General features: G+C 60.3%; 20 protein-coding genes and 1 riboswitch. Of the genes, 11 read left to right on the top strand and 9 right to left on the bottom strand.

Annotated features, from left to right (window positions below):
• Nucleotides 1-26: 26 nt before the first annotated feature.
• Both Q666_RS61795 and Q666_RS61800 read left to right on the top strand, forming a co-directional pair.
• A complete protein-coding gene (locus Q666_RS61795) occupies nucleotides 27-776 on the top strand; it encodes a protein phosphatase CheZ (RefSeq protein WP_031269767.1) in 750 nt (249 codons plus the stop codon).
• A 144-nt stretch (nucleotides 777-920) separates the two neighbouring features.
• Nucleotides 921-1,601 carry a DNA-3-methyladenine glycosylase I gene (locus Q666_RS61800; RefSeq protein WP_023002093.1) on the top strand — a complete coding sequence of 227 codons (681 nt, stop codon included), beginning with the start codon at nucleotides 921-923 and terminating at the stop codon, nucleotides 1,599-1,601.
• 152 nt (nucleotides 1,602-1,753) lie between these two features.
• Here the strand turns inward: Q666_RS61800 and hisG are convergent, their stop codons facing one another.
• Genes hisG through hisS form a run of 3 tightly spaced genes read right to left on the bottom strand, consistent with a single transcriptional unit; the run spans nucleotide 1,754 to nucleotide 5,342 of the window.
• Nucleotides 1,754-2,722 (bottom strand): ATP phosphoribosyltransferase, encoded by a 969-nt coding sequence (gene hisG, locus Q666_RS61805; RefSeq protein WP_023002092.1) that lies wholly within the window; start codon nucleotides 2,720-2,722, stop codon nucleotides 1,754-1,756.
• Nucleotides 2,719-3,873 (bottom strand): ATP phosphoribosyltransferase regulatory subunit, encoded by a 1,155-nt coding sequence (locus tag Q666_RS61810; protein WP_023002091.1) that lies wholly within the window; start codon nucleotides 3,871-3,873, stop codon nucleotides 2,719-2,721. Before Q666_RS61810 ends, hisG begins: the two co-directional genes overlap by 4 nt.
• Nucleotides 3,874-3,875: 2 nt before the next feature.
• Complete coding sequence (gene hisS, locus Q666_RS61815; protein WP_023002090.1) at nucleotides 3,876-5,342, bottom strand: histidine--tRNA ligase; 1,467 nt, start codon at nucleotides 5,340-5,342, stop codon at nucleotides 3,876-3,878.
• A 473-nt stretch (nucleotides 5,343-5,815) separates the two neighbouring features.
• On the opposite strand from hisS, the gene Q666_RS61820 reads away from it, so the two are divergent.
• The 4 genes from Q666_RS61820 to Q666_RS61835 all read left to right on the top strand — a co-directional run bounded on the left by Q666_RS61820 (nucleotide 5,816) and on the right by Q666_RS61835 (nucleotide 10,341).
• On the top strand, nucleotides 5,816-6,952 hold the full coding sequence (locus Q666_RS61820) for a glycosyltransferase family 2 protein (protein WP_051990217.1): 1,137 nt from the start codon (nucleotides 5,816-5,818) through the stop codon (nucleotides 6,950-6,952).
• 9 nt (nucleotides 6,953-6,961) lie between these two features.
• Nucleotides 6,962-8,461, top strand: a complete 1,500-nt coding sequence (locus tag Q666_RS61825) for a glycosyltransferase family 39 protein (protein WP_023002088.1) — start codon at nucleotides 6,962-6,964, stop codon at nucleotides 8,459-8,461.
• 108 nt (nucleotides 8,462-8,569) lie between these two features.
• Nucleotides 8,570-9,367 carry a ChbG/HpnK family deacetylase gene (locus tag Q666_RS61830; RefSeq protein ID WP_031269764.1) on the top strand — a complete coding sequence of 266 codons (798 nt, stop codon included), beginning with the start codon at nucleotides 8,570-8,572 and terminating at the stop codon, nucleotides 9,365-9,367.
• A gap of 284 nt (nucleotides 9,368-9,651) precedes the next feature.
• Entirely contained in the window at nucleotides 9,652-10,341 is a 690-nt protein-coding gene (locus Q666_RS61835; protein ID WP_023002086.1) for a Crp/Fnr family transcriptional regulator, read from the top strand.
• 54 nt (nucleotides 10,342-10,395) lie between these two features.
• Here the strand turns inward: Q666_RS61835 and Q666_RS61840 are convergent, their stop codons facing one another.
• Nucleotides 10,396-10,827: an Rrf2 family transcriptional regulator gene (locus tag Q666_RS61840; RefSeq protein WP_023002085.1), complete on the bottom strand. Its 432-nt coding sequence runs from the start codon at nucleotides 10,825-10,827 to the stop codon at nucleotides 10,396-10,398.
• 97 nt (nucleotides 10,828-10,924) lie between these two features.
• On the opposite strand from Q666_RS61840, the gene Q666_RS61845 reads away from it, so the two are divergent.
• The 3 genes from Q666_RS61845 to Q666_RS61855 all read left to right on the top strand — a co-directional run bounded on the left by Q666_RS61845 (nucleotide 10,925) and on the right by Q666_RS61855 (nucleotide 12,250).
• On the top strand, nucleotides 10,925-11,428 hold the full coding sequence (locus tag Q666_RS61845; RefSeq protein ID WP_208993952.1) for a group III truncated hemoglobin: 504 nt from the start codon (nucleotides 10,925-10,927) through the stop codon (nucleotides 11,426-11,428).
• On the top strand, nucleotides 11,419-11,640 hold the full coding sequence (locus tag Q666_RS61850; RefSeq protein WP_031269763.1) for a hypothetical protein: 222 nt from the start codon (nucleotides 11,419-11,421) through the stop codon (nucleotides 11,638-11,640). The genes Q666_RS61845 and Q666_RS61850 overlap by 10 nt, the downstream gene beginning before the upstream one ends.
• A 265-nt stretch (nucleotides 11,641-11,905) precedes the next feature.
• Nucleotides 11,906-12,250, top strand: a complete 345-nt coding sequence (locus tag Q666_RS61855; RefSeq protein ID WP_051990218.1) for an acyl-CoA thioesterase — start codon at nucleotides 11,906-11,908, stop codon at nucleotides 12,248-12,250.
• Between the two features lie 218 nt (nucleotides 12,251-12,468).
• Here the strand turns inward: Q666_RS61855 and Q666_RS61860 are convergent, their stop codons facing one another.
• Nucleotides 12,469-12,768 (bottom strand): hypothetical protein, encoded by a 300-nt coding sequence (locus Q666_RS61860; RefSeq protein WP_139314296.1) that lies wholly within the window; start codon nucleotides 12,766-12,768, stop codon nucleotides 12,469-12,471.
• A 41-nt stretch (nucleotides 12,769-12,809) separates the two neighbouring features.
• A riboswitch (SAM-I-IV-variant riboswitch) is annotated at nucleotides 12,810-12,934 on the bottom strand.
• Nucleotides 12,935-13,031: 97 nt separating this feature from the next.
• Here Q666_RS61860 and Q666_RS61865 point away from each other — a divergent pair.
• Nucleotides 13,032-13,721, top strand: coding sequence for a YoaK family protein (locus Q666_RS61865; protein ID WP_158514212.1), 690 nt, complete (start codon nucleotides 13,032-13,034; stop codon nucleotides 13,719-13,721).
• A gap of 28 nt (nucleotides 13,722-13,749) precedes the next feature.
• Here the strand turns inward: Q666_RS61865 and Q666_RS61870 are convergent, their stop codons facing one another.
• The 4 genes from Q666_RS61870 to Q666_RS61885 all read right to left on the bottom strand — a co-directional run bounded on the left by Q666_RS61870 (nucleotide 13,750) and on the right by Q666_RS61885 (nucleotide 17,099).
• A complete protein-coding gene (locus tag Q666_RS61870; RefSeq protein WP_023002078.1) occupies nucleotides 13,750-14,499 on the bottom strand; it encodes an ABC transporter ATP-binding protein in 750 nt (249 codons plus the stop codon).
• Nucleotides 14,496-15,734, bottom strand: coding sequence for an ABC transporter permease (locus Q666_RS61875; protein WP_031269760.1), 1,239 nt, complete (start codon nucleotides 15,732-15,734; stop codon nucleotides 14,496-14,498). Before Q666_RS61875 ends, Q666_RS61870 begins: the two co-directional genes overlap by 4 nt.
• On the bottom strand, nucleotides 15,731-16,744 hold the full coding sequence (locus Q666_RS61880; RefSeq protein WP_023002076.1) for an efflux RND transporter periplasmic adaptor subunit: 1,014 nt from the start codon (nucleotides 16,742-16,744) through the stop codon (nucleotides 15,731-15,733). The genes Q666_RS61875 and Q666_RS61880 overlap by 4 nt, the downstream gene beginning before the upstream one ends.
• Before the next feature lie 142 nt (nucleotides 16,745-16,886).
• The gene (locus tag Q666_RS61885) at nucleotides 16,887-17,099 is read right to left on the bottom strand and encodes a SlyX family protein (protein ID WP_023002075.1); all 213 of its coding nucleotides are present in this window, start codon (nucleotides 17,097-17,099) and stop codon (nucleotides 16,887-16,889) included.
• Between the two features lie 199 nt (nucleotides 17,100-17,298).
• Here Q666_RS61885 and Q666_RS61890 point away from each other — a divergent pair, with 199 nt between their 5' ends.
• The gene (locus tag Q666_RS61890) at nucleotides 17,299-18,003 is read left to right on the top strand and encodes a glutathione S-transferase N-terminal domain-containing protein (protein WP_023002074.1); all 705 of its coding nucleotides are present in this window, start codon (nucleotides 17,299-17,301) and stop codon (nucleotides 18,001-18,003) included.
• The last annotated feature ends 14 nt before the right edge of the window (nucleotides 18,004-18,017 follow it).

Below are 18,017 nucleotides of genomic sequence, written 5' to 3' on the forward strand. Positions count from 1 at the left end.
TGCAGGGGCGGGGAACGGGAGTAGGCATGGCCGCGGTGAAAAGATCCTTTCGAGCGGAAAGCTTGATACGCATGAATTCCGGGGCGAACGAGAACCCCGCCTATGCCGAAGAACGTCGTCACCAGGAAGTCTTGGCAGAGATCGCCAGCCTCAAATCCATGCTGAAAAGCGGACCGGACCAACAGGCACCGCTTGATCCGGAAGCCATGAGCGCAAAGTTCATGGCCGAATTCCGCAAGGAACTGTCCGAGGCCGCCAAGCTGAAGGTTGAACTCGACGCCATCTACGAGGCAATCGCCCAGACAAAGCGCGAGATCGCGACGCTGCATCACACCACTGGTTCCAAGGGCGAGGAGATGACCCGGGTCACCAACGAGCTTGACGCCGTGGTGATCGGAACGGAAGGGGCGACCGAAACGATCCTGGCATCTGCCGAGTTCATCGACGAGACCGCCAACACGCTGTCCGCGCGACTTGGCAAGGAAGACGCCGAACTGGCGAACGATATCCAGGACAAGGTCATCCAGATCTTCGAAGCCTGTAACTTCCAGGATCTGACCGGCCAGCGCATCACCAAGGTGGTATCGACGCTGCGGTTTGTCGAAGACCGCATCATGCAGATGATGGATATCTGGGGTGGCATCGAAACCTTCAAAGATATCGAAGTCGAACAGCGCGACCTGAAGGAGGGCGACGCTGCCCTTCTCAATGGTCCCGCGCTGGAAAGCGACATCGATGTGGCGACCCAGGACGATATCGACGCTCTGTTTGCCTGAGAAAGGTCTCTAGCCTTTAAAATTCGAAACCCGGCCGGCCTGGCCGGGTTTTTTGTTTTTGAAACCGGGCTCGCATTTCGGGTTGCTTCCAGGTATCGGGGAGGGTACCAAGATGGGAACAAACAGTGAATATCAAGGTGGCGTATGGCAGAGCAGAAACCGGCGGAAACGGCAAAAGCGGAACGCGATCCGGTAACAGGTCTGCTGCTGGGCGAGGACGACAGGAACCGCTGCTGGTGGCATGGTGGTCTGGAGGACTACCAGCGCTATCACGATACGGAGTGGGGCTGGCCGGTTGACGAGGACAGGCGTCTTTTTGAGAAAATCTGCCTGGAAGGATTTCAGTCGGGTCTGTCCTGGCTGACCATCCTGCGCAAGCGCGACGCCTTCCGGGCAGCTTTCGCCAATTTCGAATTTGAACGGGTGGCAGAGTTTACCGAGGCGGATGTCGAACGCTGTCTGCAGGACAGCGGCATTGTCCGTCACCGCCGCAAGATCGAATCCACCATCAACAACGCCCGGCGGGCACTGGAGCTGAGGCAGGAGTTCGGCACGCTTGCCGCATACTTCTGGTCATTCGAGCCGAAACCGGAAAACCGGCCTGAGAAGCTGGACTTCGCCACGGCAAAGACCCTGGGCAAGACGGCCGAAAGCACCGAGCTCTCCAAGGATCTCAAGAAACGCGGCTGGAGCTTTGTCGGCCCGACCACCGTCTATGCCTTCATGCAATCCATGGGCATGGTCAACGACCACCTGGAAGGCTGCTGCTGCCGGGAAAGCGTTGAAGCCGCACGCACGGCATTCAAGCGTCCTGTGAGGCGCTGAAGGTGACTGGGTCCTGACGAGTTACTCGGCTGGATTCCCTTCCCCCTTGTGGGGAAGGGTTAGGGAAGGGGGTATTCGGCGAAGCCGAAAAAACAACGTCCGCAAGCAACCTCCGCAATCATGTCACGCGGCTTGGAAACGCTGCTATGTGCTTACCCGTTCACCTTCGCCTTCAGCGGCGAAAACAGGCGGTTTTCCTTGGAGAACACATAGTCGAGCGTTTCGACGGTAACCGTTTCCGCGCCTTCTTCGATAAGGAGCTGAGCGCAGTCGGCAACGGCGTCCCTGGGGCACAAGACGCTGACGTGGTGCAGGTCATCGACTTCGGAAAAGCGCTGAAGAGCGCCAACCTTGCTGACAGATCGAAGGGCCTGTGTGCGGTCGGCAACCACGGCCTTGACCAGCTTGACGTTGCGCGCTGCTTCTTCCGCGGCCACGCGGTCGAGGATCGCCCGGGCAGCGCCAAGGGCGGTGACGGACCAGTCGGCGTTGAGGGAGGCTACCAGATTGGCCTGGCTTTTCAGCATCACACCATCTGAAAGGATTTTCAGGTTGTTGGCCTGCAGCGTCGAGCCGGTCGTGGTGATGTCCACGATAAGTTCCGCGGATCCGGCTGCCGGCGCGCCCTCAGTCGCCCCCGCGCTTTCCACAATGCGGTAGTCGGCAATGCCGTGACCGGCGAAGAACGAGCGCGTGAGATTGACGTATTTGGTCGCAACGCGCAGACGGCGGCCATGGCGATTGCGGAAATCGGAAGCGACATCGGAAAGATCCGCCATCGTTTCAACGTCGATCCAGGCTTTCGGCACGGCAACCACCACATCCGCCGGGCCAAAGCCAAGCGGCGTGACGATGTGAACGGTGCTTTCCGGGTTGGCGATGTTTTCATGCACCAGATCCAGACCCGTAATCCCGAAATGGACCGTGCCGTCGGAAAGTTCCCGCGCGATTTCGGAAGCCGACAGGAACGCGATCTCGACGTTCGGCAGACCCTTGATGGCGCCGCGATAGTTCCGCGCGCCGCCGGGCTGCACCACCTTCAGGCCTGCGCGGCCGAAGAACTCGTGCGTGTTTTCCTGCAGACGGCCCTTGGAGGGAATGGCGATAATCAGTTTGCTCATGACCTAACACTCGCTGCAATCCGGTCGAGCCACATGGAAAAGCCGATGGCCGGTACGTCGTCTTCGGCCCCAAGAAGGGTGACCAGCTTGTCGTAGCGCCCGCCGCCGACCAGCGGTCCTTCCACGGGTGGATTGACTGCATGGATCTCGAAGACAAAGCCGGAATAATAATCAAGACGCCGGCCGAACTCGGCTGCGAATGTCAGCCGGGCGGGATCGATGCCCTTGGCTTCAAGGGCCGCAAGGCGCTGTTCGAAGGCGGCGATGGGCGTATCCAGGCCAAGGCTGAAATCGCGGGAGAAATCGCGCAGCATTCCGGCGGCGCTGGCGCCATCCGCCTTCAGGGCCAGATAGGCGGAAAGTGTTTCCGCCGCCTTGTCATGGCCGCGGGCACCGCTGGCAAGGGCGGCCTGTTCCAGGAACCTGTCTGCGATTTCGCTGGGCGTGCGTCCGCCCACGGCGGAAATTCCGGCAATCGACAGAAGATCCTCGACGACCGCATGGGCAGCCTCCGGATCAGCCCCTTCCAGCGCAGACAGGAAACCGAGGCGGACGTCGCGGCTGTCATCGTCGGAGGAAGAGGCTCCGGCCATGCGGGTGATCGCAGCGGTCAGACGGTCGGTCTCGCCAAAGAGATCACGTAGCCGGCGGCGCCAGACGGTCGGCAGGTCAAGCCCTTCCAGCACGGCGGCAAACAGGGTCTCGTCGCCAATTCGGATGACGATGTCCGACAGGCCGAATTCCTCCAGGGCCTTGACGGAAAGCGCAAGCAGGTCCGCATCCGCTTCGGCCGTGTCCGTACGGCCGAGGCTTTCCGCGCCGAGCTGCGGGATTTCGCCCAGGCCGTCCGGGCGCTGGCGGAACACCGGGCCGTTGTAGCAATAGGCGGCCGGAAGCTTGACGGCTTCTTGCGCCAGATGATGACGGCAAACCGGAATGGTGAAGTCGGGGCGCAGGCACAGATCAAGCCCGTCGGTACCGCTGGTCAGATAGAGCCGGCGCCGGATGTCCTCGCCGGTGAGATCCAGAAAGACGTCCGCCGGTTGCAGGATCGGCGGGCTGACCTCGTCATGGCCCGCGGCCTTGAAGAGGCCAAGAACCGTCTCGATCTTCTCCGGAGCCAGTCCGGTCACCTGTGCCGCCCCACTCATGATCAACCCTCGTTCTGGCGCTGGCGGTCTTCCGCCTGCCCGTCCAGGATGCCGCGCACGGTCGCAAGGAGTTCCGTCTCCTTGACGGTGACCTGCGCCGGACGGCTTTCACGCCAGGTAATGTTGTCGGTTATCTCTTCGGAAAGCCGTTTGCCCTCGATCAGGTCCTTGACCTGGATTTCACCGGCTTCCCGCTCGTCAGAACCCTGGATGATGGCGATCGGGCAGTTACGCCGGTCGGCATATTTCAGCTGGTTGCCGAACTTCTTCCAGTTCCCCTGGTACATTTCTGCGCGGATACCAGCCTCGCGCAGGTCCTGTACCATCTTCTGGTAGCGTCCGAGCGCGGCAACGTCGCCGTCCATCACGGTGACCAGCACCGGCGCGACAACGTCGGACATGCCGAGCTTGCCGAGGTTCTTCAGCGCTGTCATCAGGCGGGAAACGCCGATGGAAAAGCCCGTCGCGGGCACGTCACGTCCGGTGAAGCGCTTGACCAGCCCGTCATAACGGCCACCACCGCCGACAGACCCGAACTGGATGACTTCGCCCTTCTCGTTGGTCACGTCGAACAGGAGTTCGGCTTCGAAAACCGTACCGGTGTAATATTCCAGACCGCGCACGACGGACGGGTCGATCTTGATCCGGTCTTCGCCATAACCACAGGCCGAGAAGATTTCCGCCATGGTGTTGAGCTCGGTGATGCCATCATTCTCAAGCGTGCCCGTCCCGGAGACGAAGGCAACGATGCTGTCGATGGCATTCGGGTCGAGCTCCGCACCCTTGGTGAAGTCGCCGCTCTCGTCCTTGCGTCCGTCGCCCAGCAGCAGACGAACGCCTTCAATCCCGAACTTGTCGAGCTTGTCGATCGCTCGCAGAACCGTCAGCCGGCGTTCTTCGTGCTCTTCACCGCCAAGGCCGATGCTTTCCAGCACGCCGTCCAGGACCTTTCGGTTGTTGACGCGGATCACATACTGCCCGCGCGCGATGCCGAGCGCTTCCATCGTGTCGGACATCATCATGCACATTTCGGCATCCGCCTGGACACCGGGTGCGCCGACGGTGTCGGCGTCAAACTGCATGAACTGGCGGAAGCGGCCCGGCCCGGGCTTTTCGTTCCGGAACACCCAGCCGGCACGGTAGGTGCGATAGGGCAGCTGGATCTCGTTGATGTTTTCCGAAACATGGCGGGCCAGCGGTGCGGTCAGGTCGTAGCGCAGGCTCATCCACTGCTCGTCTTCGTCCTGTACGGAAAAGACGCCGGCATTGGGCCGGTCGGTGTCTGGCAGGAACTTGCCGAGGCAATCGGTATATTCAAAGGCAGGGGTTTCGACGGGATCGAAACCGTAACGCTCATAGACAGCGCGGATCTTCGCCAGCATCTCGTCGGTGGCGCGGATGTCCTCGGCAGAGCGGTCAACGAAGCCGCGCGGCAGGCGGGCTTTCAGCTTGTTCGGTTTTTTGGCCATAAAGGTCTTGAATCCTGGCGAGTTCCCGGCCGGACGCGCCCAAGGAAACCTCTCGCATCCGGCTGTCTGATGTTGCGGCTGTCGTAGACGAAACAAGGCGCAAGGGCAAGGCGGTGCAGCATCCTGCCGGTTCGTTCGATCGCAGCTGGAGGAAAGCCGGTGGTTCAGGCCGCGAACCAATGAATGTCGTGCGGGACCAGCGACAGGGAAGCAATTCTGCAGTCCGTGCCTTGTTTGCATCACAGTTCGCGGTAAAAGGGCGCTTCAGGAACAGTGGAAGTGCAGCTGCGAAAGACAGGTGAAGCACATTGGGCCGGTAAATCGGCCGGGCAGTGCGGGCATCCATTGTCTTTTCTTGTATTTAATCTCTGCCGGGCTATGGTCCGCGCGGATCGGGTGAAAAGGGCCGTCCCGGTGCTGCAAGGAAGGCACGGGACCGGCGGACAGGGCTCAGTATGGACAGTGCGGTGCGCATGGCGGACGGGAATGCCGGCGAAGTTGGGGCCGAGGCTCTGAAAGGGCCGAAGGCCGCTGAACTCAGTGTCATCCTGCCGAGTTTCAACGAAGCTGCGAACATTCCAATCCTGATCGGCCTCCTGGACGAGGCGCTCGCCGGGATCGCCTGGGAAGCGATCGTCGTTGATGACAATTCGCCCGATGGAACCACCGAGGTTGCCCGCGAGATTGCCCGAACCGATGCGCGAGTCCGGGTTATCCGGCGTATTGGTCGCCGGGGCCTGTCGGGGGCCTGTATAGAGGGCATCCTGGCGTCCTCCGCCCCCTTTGTCGCCGTCATGGATGCGGACCTGCAGCACGACGAGACCATGCTGCCGAAGATGCTGGCCGCCCTGAAGGCAGACGAGACGGACCTGGTCGTCGCAAGCCGCAAGGTCGATGGCGGCACCATTGGCGAAGGCCTGTCGTCCTTTCGCGCCTGGGGCTCCAACCTCGCTAACGGCCTCGCTCAGAAGCTGCTGAACGTCACCCTCAAGGATCCGATGAGCGGGTTTTTCATGATCCGCCGGGACAAGGCTGAAGCTCTCGCACCGAAGCTCTCGCCCCAGGGCTTCAAGATCCTGCTCGACCTGGTCTCCAGTGCGGGTGGTACCTTGAAGATCAAGGAACTGCCGTTCACCTTCCGCGAGCGCCAGCACGGCGAAAGCAAGCTGGATACACTGGTCACGCTCGACTATTTCGGTCTGCTGCTCGCGAAATACTTCGGCAATATCGTTTCGGTCCGTTTCCTGATGTTCGGCCTCGTGGGAGCAAGCGGCCTCTTCGTCCATCTGGCGGCGCTGCGCGTGTTCCTGCTGAGCGACATGGAATTCAACCTCGCCCAGACGGCGGCGTCCTTCGTCGCAATGACTTCGAACTTCTTTCTCAACAACCAGCTGACCTATCGCGACCGCCGCTTGAACGGCATGAGGGCGCTGGTCGGCCTCCTGACCTTCTACGCGGTCTGTTCGGTCGGGGTGCTGGCCAACGTCGGTGTCGCCAACCTGATCTACGCCGATCCATCCTACTGGTGGTTCGCCGGTACGGCGGGGGCGATCATGGGGGCTGTCTGGAACTACGCGGCCAGCTCCGCCTTGACCTGGCGCAAGTCGTAAAGGCCCGTTGTGACCGCTGAAGCTCAGACCGGATCCTTGCCTTTCTACCTGCGGCCCGCAGGCCTGATCCTGATTGTCGGCCTGTTGACGGCGTTGAAAATCTTTGCCGCCAGCCACTCGCATTTTGTCGAGGACGAAGCCTATTACCGCCTCTGGGGGCTTTCGCCGACGCTCAGCTATTACGACCATCCGCCGATGATCGGCTGGTGGATCGGTATCGGTCAGGCACTGTTCGGTGACACGGTCTTCGCGGTTCGCGCCCTTGTCATCGCCTCAGGCGTGATCGGTTCCCTGGCCCTGTGGCGCACAGCCTCCCTTTTGTTCGGACGCACTGCCGCGGCCTGGTCCGTTCTGTTCCTCAACGCCAGCCTGCTGGTGGGCATCGGCGGCATTCTGGCAACGCCCGACGCACCGTCAGTGCTGTTCTGGGGTCTCAGCCTGTGGGCGCTGACAGAACTGTCAACGTCCAGAAACGCCAACTGGTGGTTCGTGGTCGGGCTGATGGCCGGTTGCGGCCTGGTTGCCAAATATTCGGTCCTGTTTCTGGGCGCGGGCATCGTCCTGTGGCTGATCTGGGTGCCGGATGCCCGCCGCTGGTGGCGCTGCTGGCAACTCTGGACCGGTGGACTGATCGCGCTGCTCTGCTTTTCGCCGGTGCTTTACTGGAACCACGTCCACGAATGGGTCAGCTTCTACAAGCAGTTCGGCCGGGCTGGCACCGGCGGTTACACGGCAAGATACATTCCAGAGTTCCTCGGCGCACTGGTCGGGCTGATGAACCCGCTGATCGCTGTTTTGGCGTTTGCTGGTGCCGCCAGGCTTTTCAAAGGGCTTCGGGCGCGGGAAAACGCGGCGTCTCTCCTTCTCCTGACCGTTTTGCCGTTCCTGCTCTATCTCGGGTATCACTCCTTGCATTCGCGCGTGCAGGCCAATTGGCCGGCACCGCTTTTTCCCGTTTTTGCCATGATGGCTGCGGTCTTTGTCACCAGCCGGCCTGCCAGCCCAGCCCTGTGGCAGCGTCTGGCGCAAGCCGGTGTCGTCCTTGGTCTTGCAGTTGCCGTCGTGGTGCAATTGCACGCAGTCTGGCCGCTGACGGGTGCCTTTGCCCGCAAGGACCCGACCTTCCAGTTACGCGGTTGGCCGGAGATCGGACAGGAAGTGAAGGAACTGGCAGAAAGGGAGGGGGCCGGCTTCGTGGCAACGACCAGCTACGGCCTCAACGGCCAGCTCGATTTCCTGATGAAAGACGACTTGCCGGTGTTCCAGCTGACCGAGCGTATCCGCTATGTCATGCAGCCTGCGCCTGACATGTCGCTGTTCGACGGGCCGGGGCTCTATGTTGCTGAAAAGCGCCGGAACCGGGAAGGCGACCTGCGGCAGTCCTTTGCCAACGTCGAGGAAGTTGCCGAGCTGACGCGCAAGGTTAAAGATGTGCCGCTGGAAAAGCTTGTCGTCTACAAGGTTGAGGGGCGTATCGGCCCGGTGTTCGAGCCGGTCGACCCAAATTGAACCGGCAGTAGATGTCGGCTCCACCCAACATCCGACTTGATTTGCTTGGCTGAATGACGCAGGGATGTGGCTTAATATTCACATTGTCCGGTCCGCCTGCGGAATTTCATGAAGCGAATTACACTTGGAGCGTTGGACTACGGCCTTGCCTTCGGGGTCGATCGCGCATTGCGTGAACTTGTGGAACGGGGGCGCCTGAGCGCCCTTGGAGCCATGGTTGCCACCGAGCTGTGGCCACGCGAATTCCGTCCGTTGCAGGAAACCGCGGAGAAGGTCGGTAAACGGGCACTCTTCGGGGTGACCTTGGCCTTCAGCGGTGATCGTGTTTCGCCTGTCAGCGCCCGCATGCAGGAAATCTATGGCGACCGGATGTTCACGCGCGAACAACTGCAGCGCCGTGCCTTGCTGCGGCTTCTGCCGGACCAGCTTCTGCAGGAGGAAGCCCAGGCTCAGCTTGCCCGCTACAGCGTGTTGATGAAACGTCAGCCGGATTTCGTGGCGGTGCGTGAAGGTCTGTTGGAGCGCACGTCCCTTGCGCGGATCGTTCTGAAGGCGATCGAGCATGCCGATTATCCCGATCCGCCACTGCTGATTTCGCCGGTGCAATCAGGTCTCAAGGCTGTCCGCCTGGCACGGCTTGCCAAGGCGCACGGCCTGAAGCTGCTTCCCAAGGCGGATCCCTTGCCGGAGACCGAGGATCAGGAAGCGCTGCACGCTCTTTTGCATAACCATTTTGACGGCATGAGCGATCTCAGTTTCGTGGCTGCTATTCCCGGCCGTTCGGACGATCGCCTGCGGCGGGACGAACCGCGCCGGAAGATTGCGATACGCGAATGCCAGTTTGAGGTTCTTTCCAGCCAGAGGTTCTTTCAGACGCTGGAGAAGAAAGACGTTTTTCTGAACTGACGCCGAACTTTCGCTTAAGGTGCTGGCAGTCAGGCTTTTGTGAGGTTTGTTTCGGACTTGCGAATTCGGATCGACCAGTGGGTATGACGAAACGGTGAAACGAAAAAACGGCCCTGCGGGGTACAGGGCCGTTTTTCGTGGAGGTCCGGAAGAGGGGAGGGGCGGCCCCGCTTCCATGTCCTTAGATATAGGGTTATTTTGCTGGAATGCACGTGATGGGCATCACAAGATGGCGTTTGATCTTGTAATTTCGCGGGCAGCAGCGCTTTTGGCAGGGGTAAGGTGTGGCTGAAATCAAGGATTTTTTAAAAAATAGCTTTTCGCTTGAAGGGCTTGACCCGGAACTGGCTGTCGGCCTGTCGCGCCTTGCAAGGCCGATGAAAATATCGGCTGGCACCATTCTCTTCGAAAATGGCGATCCCGGAAACGGCTGTTACGCGGTTCTGGAGGGCTCGCTCAAGGTATCGCTTTTGTCCGTTGAAGGCGACGAGCAGCTGCTTGCAGTGCTCGGCCCTGGCGATCTTGTCGGCGAACTGGCCCTGCTTGATGGCCGTCCGCGGTCGGCAACGGTCATCTCCCTGAAGGAAGCCCAGCTTGCCTTCATTGACAAGGCCGCCTTCCAGCGGTTTGCGGACGAGAACCCGGCAGTCTACCGGCATATGTTGTCGATCGTCGGCAAGCGGCTGCGCCATGCCAATGATGTGCTGGCGGCACGCTCGTTCCTGCCCTTGCCGGGAAGGGTCGCCCAAACCCTGCTGCAGTTGGCGGAAACCTTCGGCAAGCCGCTCGACGATGGCCGGTTGCTGATCCACTACAAGCTCAGCCAAGCGGATATCGCCAACATGGCAGGTGCCGCGCGCGAGAACGTCAGCCGCGTCCTCAACGACTGGAAGAGGGCAGGCACCATCAGCCGGATTTCCGGCTACTACTGCCTGGAGCAGATGGACTTCCTGGAAAAGGCTTCGACGCTCTAGGAGAACCAGGATCGAAACGGATGGGCCCCGCTGCCTCGTTGCAGCCGGGGGGCCTCAGGCGCTGGTATCGACCGGCAATGCCATCTGTGTTCCGGCCAGAATGGATGCCAGCGTTTCGGTATTGAGGCTTTCCAGAAAGGCTTCCGAGGCTCGCGCCATTGCGCCTTTCAGGGCACACCGGGGCAGGAAGGCGCAGACTGTGGGCTCGGGCTTCAGGCAGGCAACGACGCCAAGGTCCGGCTCGATCAGCCGCACGACATCCCCCAGGCGGATCATGTCCGGTGTTTTCGCCAGCCGTATCCCGCCGCCACGCCCGCGCGTCGTCTCCAGATAGCCACCCTTGGCGAGATGAGCGACGATTTTCATGACATGTGATTTGGCAAGGCCAAGCTGCCGCGAAAGCTTGTCGACTGTCTGCGGGTCGTCGGATTGGCCGGTCGCCATCAGAATTCTCAAGGCAAAATCGCTGGCCTGACTGAGGCGCATGGCGGGGTCTCTTTAAACATTCATCTTATATGTTGATTTTAGCGGGTTGTTGTGCCATTTAAAAGATGCATCTTAAATGAATGTTATGGAGGCGGCTATGGAAGCCCCTAACTCCAGTACCAACAGATACAAGCTGAAGAGACGCGAAACGCCGGACCAGGGCGACCGGCTCCGCCGTTACGAGAAGGTCGATGAACAGGCGATCCATGTGATGGTGCATACCTTCTATGGCTGCATCCGCCAGCATCCACGGCTCGGAGGTATCTTCGAGCGCCGTCTGGCTGGCCGGTGGGAAGAGCACCTGCCGAAAATAGAAGCCTTCTGGCAATCCGTCCTGATGAAGAACGGCGCCTACAAGGGCAAGCCCGTGCCGGCTCACCTGAAGCAGAAGGAGCTGGTAAGCACGGATTATGGCGAATGGCTCAGTGTCTTCCGGCCCGTGATCCGTGAATTGTTCGTGCCGGACCTTGCAGACGAGATTGTGGCCATTGCCGAACGCATCGCACAGAGCCTGTGGCTGGCCACCTTCGGAACCCCCGGAGCCAATCCGCCTGCCGAACTGACATCGCAACCCTCTGAATGGAGCGGATCATGCTGGTAACGATTGTCCTGATAGCGGAAGTGCTGGTGTTCGTCTGGTTCACCGTCTTTTCGCTGATGCTTCTGTCCATGTATCTGGATTCGCGCGGCATGCCGCTGCCGAAACTGGATGTCGCCGGCCGCACACTCATCGGCAGCGCGAAACTGGCCTTCATCACCGGCATCGTCGCCCTTTCGGCGATGACAGTCCTTGAAATCCAGGCCTTCAGCTAGAAAGCAACCGAAATGAATACCTCCAACCTTCTGCATCGCGGCTTGCCGATCCTGCTGATCTGGGTCGCTGCCCCCATGCCGTTGTGGATCATGGCAATCCTGATGTTTGTGCTTTGACGGTGGACTTGATCCGCAGTTCCTTCTGAGGCCCTCCGATCAACCACTTCTATTCTTGCAGGTGATGACCTAGTCTTCTTGCGAGAATCAGCGGAGGGGCTCAGGCGTGTACGACGAAAAGCCGACAGGCGATCTGACATTGCGCACCATGGCAATGCCTGCCGACACCAATGCCTCGGGAGATATTTTCGGGGGCTGGGTGTTGTCGCAGATGGACCTGGCAGGCGGTATCGCAGCCGGTCAACGGGCCGAGGGACGTGTCGTGACCATCGCGGTCGACAAGATGAAATTCATCCGGCCTGTCCATGTGGGCGACGTGCTGTGCGTTTATGCCGAAGTCCTTCGTGTCGGCAACTCGTCGATGGAAATCAAGCTTGAATCCTGGGCCCTGCGCCATCGCTACGGCCACCGTGAAAAGGTGACCGAAGCGGTCTTCACCATGGTGGCCGTCGATGACGGCGGCAAGCCGCGCCCGGTCCCCAAGCGAGACTGAGCGTCGCGATCTCATCCGGCTTGGTTCCCCAAAAAAACTCATCCTGAGGAAGCGCTTCAGCGCTGTCTCGAATGATGGGCGGCATACTGATGAGCAAGCGGCCCATCCTTCCAGACAGGCCTTCGACCTTCCTCAGGATGAGGCGAGTTGTTGCAGCACGCCTGTATCAAACAAATTGGCAGAGTGCAGGCGTTGTGCACCACACGGGGGCACCCCCGTCAGTGCCTGACGGGTCCGTGCCGGTTGAGAATATCGGCAAAGAGGTCTTCATCGACAGCGCAGGTGCAGCCGTTCGCCCACAGTTGAAGCAGTGTTTTCAAACGCTCGGTGCGGGCGGTCTGGCTCAGCGGCGCCTTGTGCCGCGGTAGGCCACCCAGGATGCGCAGGGATTTGATCCGCGCCAGCACGCAGTCTTCAGCGGCCTGGCACCAGATATCCGTTCCGGCAAGCTTGGAGCTCGCCGCCACATGGTTCTCGATCAGATCTGCCGCACGTCCGGCAAAAGGGTCCTGAGACAAAAAATCCTCCATCGGTTGCCCGAGGAGGACTGGCGCATGCAAATTAACCGCTTAGTTGCCGGAAAGCCTCGGTTGAGGGTCTGACCAGCCGCATCCCTGTTGCGGAAACCACCTTGCCCGGAACGGCAGGTTGGCGAGGGCGCCAGCCCTTCTCTTGATGATGGCGCGCTTATGCCATGTCCAATCCGGCTTGGCAAGTCCGCCAGTGCATGGCACATCTTCCTGAAAGGACTAGCTCGGGAGCACCACAATTGGACCGATCCATGTTGCATCACAGTCGGCCGTTGGTGCCGATCCTGCTCGCCTTTTGTGCCTGCTTCATCGATGTGGTCTGCATTCTCGGCCTGTTTCACACCTTCACGGCATTCATTACCGGAACGCTTGTCGTCTTGTGCACGGAGGTGTTTCACCAGGGGCAAAACGCGGCCCTGAAGGTCTTCGTGCTCGCGGTTTTCTTCGGTTCGACTCTCTTCTGGTTCGTTTCGGTCACTGCGCTGGTGCGCAAAAACAGGATTGCCGTCCGGCATCTGTTCGCGCTCGAAGCTTTGCTGGTGGCGGGCTTCATGTTCGTCGCCGGTCTTGGAGATCCGTCCGCCGGAGGACCGTTGTCTGCCGTCACGCTGACGGCTGTCGGGTTTTCGACCGTGGCGATGTCGTTGCAGAACGTCATCATGCTGACCCTGCTCAACAGGCATGTTCCCACGACCATCATGACCGGCAATACGCTGAAGCTTGTGCTCGGTATCGCCGACTATTTCACGCATCCCGAAACGCGGCCCGACAGCCGCTCCCGGATCCGTCACCAGGCCTTCGTCCTGATGGCCTTCGCGGCCGGAGGCCTCCTGGCGAGTTTCCTGATGACCGTCATGGGGTTCTGGGCGCTTGCGATACCTGTTGCACTCCTGATGCTGCTGGCGATAGTCCAGCCGGTGCATGAGCCTCAAGTCGCCTGAAACCGGTGCCAGCTACTCAGGCCGAAAATTAAGCGCCCAAGCCGGGTGCTTCTTCCCTTTGGTGGTGCCGGTCGTAATCGATGCGGCCGTCGACCAGATGAATACGCCGGTCCATCCTGTCGGCGAGATCGATATCATGGGTAACGGCGACGACGGTGGTCCTTTCGGTCTTCACAATGGCCTGAAGACTTTCGAACACCTGTTCCGTCGATACACTGTCGAGACTGCCGGTCGGTTCATCAGCAAGGATCAACTGCGGTGAATTGGCAAGTGCTCGGGCGACAGCGACGCGCTGTCGCTGGCCGCCGGACAATTGCTCCGGGCGGCGGTGAAGAAACTCTTCCAGACCCAGCGCCGCCAGAAGCTCCGTCGCATGGTCGAGTTGGGCCTTGGGGCTGCGTTTGCCGAGCCGCTGCATCGGTATCATCACGTTTTCCAGCGCGGTAAATTCCGGCAGCAGGAAGTGAAATTGAAAGACGAAGCCGAGTTTTTCCAGGCGAAGATGCGCCATTTCGGCAGATGTCAGCGCATGGGTGGGAAGGCCGTCTATCCGGACCTCGCCGGAGGTCGGCCTGTCCAGAAGGCCAAGCAGATACAGAAGCGACGATTTCCCGGAACCGGACGGACCGGTAATGGCAACGAACTCCGCCTCGCCAACCTGAAAGCTGACATCCTGTACCAGTGTCACCGGCACGATAGCCGGCAAGATGCGGGTGAGGTTGCTCGCTTCCAGCAGAACGTGGCCGGGAGCCGTCTGTTTTTCCGCGGAAGGGGTCATGTCGCCCCTCGGATAATGTCGACAGGATTGAGCCGAGCGGCTTTCCTGGCGGGAATGTAGCCGGCGATCCCGGATGAAAACAGCGCCAACAGGCAGGCAATGATGTAGTGCAGGGCGGAAAAATAGATCGGCAGGTGGGTCATCTCCACGTCCTGGGTAAATTCGAATTTGACCGACGCGAGATAGCTCGACAGTCCGAAACCGAGCGCTGAACCTGCAAGAGCGCCCAGGATACCGATTACCAGCCCTTCAAGCACGAAGATCTGCTGAATATCGACTTCCGGAAATCCGAGCGACTTCAGGATCGCGATATCACGCGCCTTTTCGTGCACGATCGTCGAGACGATGTTGAAGATGCCGAAGCCGGCTACCACCAGAATGGCCCCGACAACCGTGTACATGATCACGTTGCGCACGAAGAAGGCTTCCATCAGCCCCTCGTTGGCCTCTTCCCAGGAAACCGCCTTGTAGCCGAGCTGCCGCTCGGCCCGTGCGGCAACCGCGTTGGCTTCGGCGATGGAATTGAGGTGGATCGCGATCGAATTGATGACGTCCGGTTTTTCCAGAAGGATCTGCACGGCCTTCAGCGGCGCATAGGCAAGCCCTTCGTCGCTGGTGGTGATGCCGCTGTGGAACAGGCCGACGATCTTGAAGCGCTTGGCGACACCGTTTGCAGACGTCAGGGTCACGGTATCGCCAAGGTCCGCCCCCAGCCGTTCCGCGGCCTTGTCGCCGATAACGAGGCCATTTGACGTCGTATCCAGGTCCTCGAAGGAGCCCTGGCGCATATCCTCGCCGATCTTGGAGACGGTCAGTTCGCGCTTGGGTTCCACACCGACCAAGGTCATGCCGATGTCCTGTCCGGCATAGCGCAGCACCGCCTGGCCGCTCAGACGCTGCGCCATCGATCCGTTCACCCAGTCGCGCAGCGAGGCAAGCGCTTCGGTCGGGTTGCGGATACCGCGAAGGTCTTCCTTTGGTCTGAGACCATGATAGGTGACAGCGTCATAGACTGCACTGGCCGGTTGTTCCGCCGGTGCGCGTTGCTCGTCCAGGATCTCCACATGGGGAATGGCGTCGATCAGTGTTGCGGTAAAATCCCGCTGAGACCCTTCCATGAGGCTCGCCATCGCCACCGAAAATCCGACACCAAGTGCGACGCCAAGTGTTGAGACAATGGTCTGGCGCAAGCGGTTGCGAATGTGGGTGGAGGCGATGCGCAGGAGAAGCATTATTTGCCGTCTCCGGGAACCGGCCTGACCTTCTGTCCTTCTGCCAGATCCGGGTTATAGGGAAAGACGACCCGGTTATCTCCGGTGATCCCCTTAAGCACTTCCGTGGCGCGGGTGCCCTTGATCCCGGTTTCGACCTCCAGCGGAACGATTTTGTTATCCCCATCCAGCGTCAGCAATTTCGAGCCGTCGAAGGCAGCGGTCGGCAGAAGCAGCGCGTCGTCCTTCTCCGAGGTGACGATATTGATCTCGGCTGTCATGCCGATGCGCAGCGGGGTGTCTTCCGGGAGATCGAGATAGACCCGGTAGTTCTTCAGCACCGGATCGCCTTTCGGAGTGATGCTGGCAACTTCCGCTGTCAGTTCCTTGCCTGGAAAGGCATCTGCACGGATCAGGGCCTTGTGACCCTTGGCGACCTTGGGAATATCCTCCTCGTTGACTTCCGCCACCAGTTGAAGGGGAGAAGGCTGACCGATCCAGAAGAGAATTTCACCGGGTTCGGCAACTTCCCCCACCGACCCGTCCGCCCTCAGAACCATGCCGTCCATGGGGGCCACGATGACATAGTCGCGCAGCCGTTCCTTCTGGGCCGCGGTGATGGCGTTGATGCGGATCAGTTCGTTCTGGGCCTTGTCGTAAACCTGCTGGCTGACGACGCGGCGTTCCAGCAGTTGCAGCGCACGTTCCTTGTCGGATTGCGCCAGCTCCTGGCGGGCTTCCAGTTCGGCAAGCGTCGCACGGGCATCGCCGCTGTCCAGTTCCGCCAGCTGGTCGCCTTTCTGGACCTGGTCACCCTCGCAGCCGCACAGCGAGACGATCCGCTCGCGGATGATGCTGGTAACCTTCGCCCATCGGACGGGTTCAACGACTGCGGTGGCATAGACCACTTCGGCCGCCCGCCCGGTCGTCGGCATCACGGTCTGCACTTCCGGCGGTTTCTTGAACCACCAAAGTGAGCCCGCGATGGCTCCCGCGATCAGCAGAATAAATATCAAAAGTTTTAAAAAGCGCATGGCACACCCTTGCCGGATCTGCCGCCACAATAACGTTTCGAGCGAGGAACGCCATGGCCTGGATCAAATGAGGATGCCTGCGCGCAAAGGCTGGCCGGACGTGTGCCCCAAGAGCGCGATCAGGTGACGCCCTCGTCGAAGATCAGTAATGCGGCGGCTTTTCGATCTGGTGGCCGGGCAGAACGTTCTCCATCAGTTCCGTGACCTGGTCCGTCATGTTGGTGACGAGCCGGTTGAGCCTGTCCAGCTGGCGTCCCTGATCGAAGACGACCGTATTCAGTTCATCAATGGTGTTGAGCGCATGAGCGAGATCGATCTCGAGCTTCTCGATTCGGGCTTCTTTGTCGTCCGCCATGGGTGTCTCCTGCGTCGTCCTGGGGCAATGTGGCTTCTTTCGGCACTCGCCCGATGTCTGTCGAGGCAGGTATATTGCGGCGGCGGCGAAACACCAACTCTCATTGTCGGCGACTGTGAGTTTGCGCCGGGCGGTGCTGCGCTATATCTATGCGTAATCCTGACAGGGGTCGGGACCTGCAATCCCTAAAGAGGGCTCCATGACCGATCTGTCTGACTTCGAGATCTCCCGCAAATGGCCTGCCAAACACGCCGACCGTATTCAGCTCTATTCGCTGCCGACGCCCAACGGCATCAAGGTTTCGGCGATGCTGGAAGAAACGGGCCTGCCATATGAGCCGCATGTGGTCGATTTCGGCAGCAATGACCAGTTAAGCCCGGAATTCCTGTCGCTCAATCCGAACAACAAGATCCCGGCAATCATCGATCCGCACGGTCCAGGCGGCGAGCCGCTGCCCTTGTGGGAATCCGGCGCGATCCTGATTTATCTGGCGGAAAAGTCGGGCAAGTTCCTGCCGCAGGAGCCGGCAAGGCGCGCCGAAACGCTGCAGTGGCTGATGTGGCAGATGGGTGGCTTTGGCCCGATGGCGGGTCAGTTGGGCTTCTTCCACAAGTTCGCGGGCCGGGACTATGAAGACCGTCGGCCTTTCGAGCGATACCGGGACGAGACGAAACGCCTGCTTGGCGTTCTGGACCGGCAGCTGGATGGGCGCGATTTCATCATGGGGAGCGACTATACCGTTGCAGACATGGCCTGCTGGCCCTGGGCGCGAAATCTCAACGGCTTCTACGAGGCCGGCGAGGTGACCGACTTCGCGTCCCACACCAATGTGGTTCGCTGGGTCGACACCTGCATGAGCCGTCCGGCAAGCCAGAAGGCGGTCAACATTCCCTCGCGCGACTAAGGTGAAACGGTGTC

The organism is Labrenzia sp. C1B70 (assembly GCF_000475395.1).
GTDB classification, from domain to species: domain Bacteria; phylum Pseudomonadota; class Alphaproteobacteria; order Rhizobiales; family Stappiaceae; genus Roseibium; species Roseibium algicola.

Coding starts and splice junctions, on each gene's coding strand:
- Q666_RS61865 (WP_158514212.1), top strand. CDS start 13,032: ATGTTGCATCACAGTCGGCCGTTGGTGCCGATCCTGCTCGCCTTTTGT.
- Q666_RS61795 (WP_031269767.1), top strand. CDS start 27: ATGGCCGCGGTGAAAAGATCCTTTCGAGCGGAAAGCTTGATACGCATG.
- Q666_RS61870 (WP_023002078.1), bottom strand. CDS start 14,499: ATGACCCCTTCCGCGGAAAAACAGACGGCTCCCGGCCACGTTCTGCTG.
- hisG (WP_023002092.1), bottom strand. CDS start 2,722: ATGAGCAAACTGATTATCGCCATTCCCTCCAAGGGCCGTCTGCAGGAA.
- Q666_RS61800 (WP_023002093.1), top strand. CDS start 921: ATGGCAGAGCAGAAACCGGCGGAAACGGCAAAAGCGGAACGCGATCCG.
- Q666_RS61880 (WP_023002076.1), bottom strand. CDS start 16,744: ATGCGCTTTTTAAAACTTTTGATATTTATTCTGCTGATCGCGGGAGCC.
- Q666_RS61840 (WP_023002085.1), bottom strand. CDS start 10,827: ATGCGCCTCAGTCAGGCCAGCGATTTTGCCTTGAGAATTCTGATGGCG.
- hisS (WP_023002090.1), bottom strand. CDS start 5,342: ATGGCCAAAAAACCGAACAAGCTGAAAGCCCGCCTGCCGCGCGGCTTC.
- Q666_RS61820 (WP_051990217.1), top strand. CDS start 5,816: ATGGCGGACGGGAATGCCGGCGAAGTTGGGGCCGAGGCTCTGAAAGGG.
- Q666_RS61810 (WP_023002091.1), bottom strand. CDS start 3,873: ATGAGTGGGGCGGCACAGGTGACCGGACTGGCTCCGGAGAAGATCGAG.
- Q666_RS61845 (WP_208993952.1), top strand. CDS start 10,925: ATGGAAGCCCCTAACTCCAGTACCAACAGATACAAGCTGAAGAGACGC.
- Q666_RS61885 (WP_023002075.1), bottom strand. CDS start 17,099: ATGGCGGACGACAAAGAAGCCCGAATCGAGAAGCTCGAGATCGATCTC.
- Q666_RS61855 (WP_051990218.1), top strand. CDS start 11,906: ATGGCAATGCCTGCCGACACCAATGCCTCGGGAGATATTTTCGGGGGC.
- Q666_RS61830 (WP_031269764.1), top strand. CDS start 8,570: ATGAAGCGAATTACACTTGGAGCGTTGGACTACGGCCTTGCCTTCGGG.
- Q666_RS61890 (WP_023002074.1), top strand. CDS start 17,299: ATGACCGATCTGTCTGACTTCGAGATCTCCCGCAAATGGCCTGCCAAA.
- Q666_RS61850 (WP_031269763.1), top strand. CDS start 11,419: ATGCTGGTAACGATTGTCCTGATAGCGGAAGTGCTGGTGTTCGTCTGG.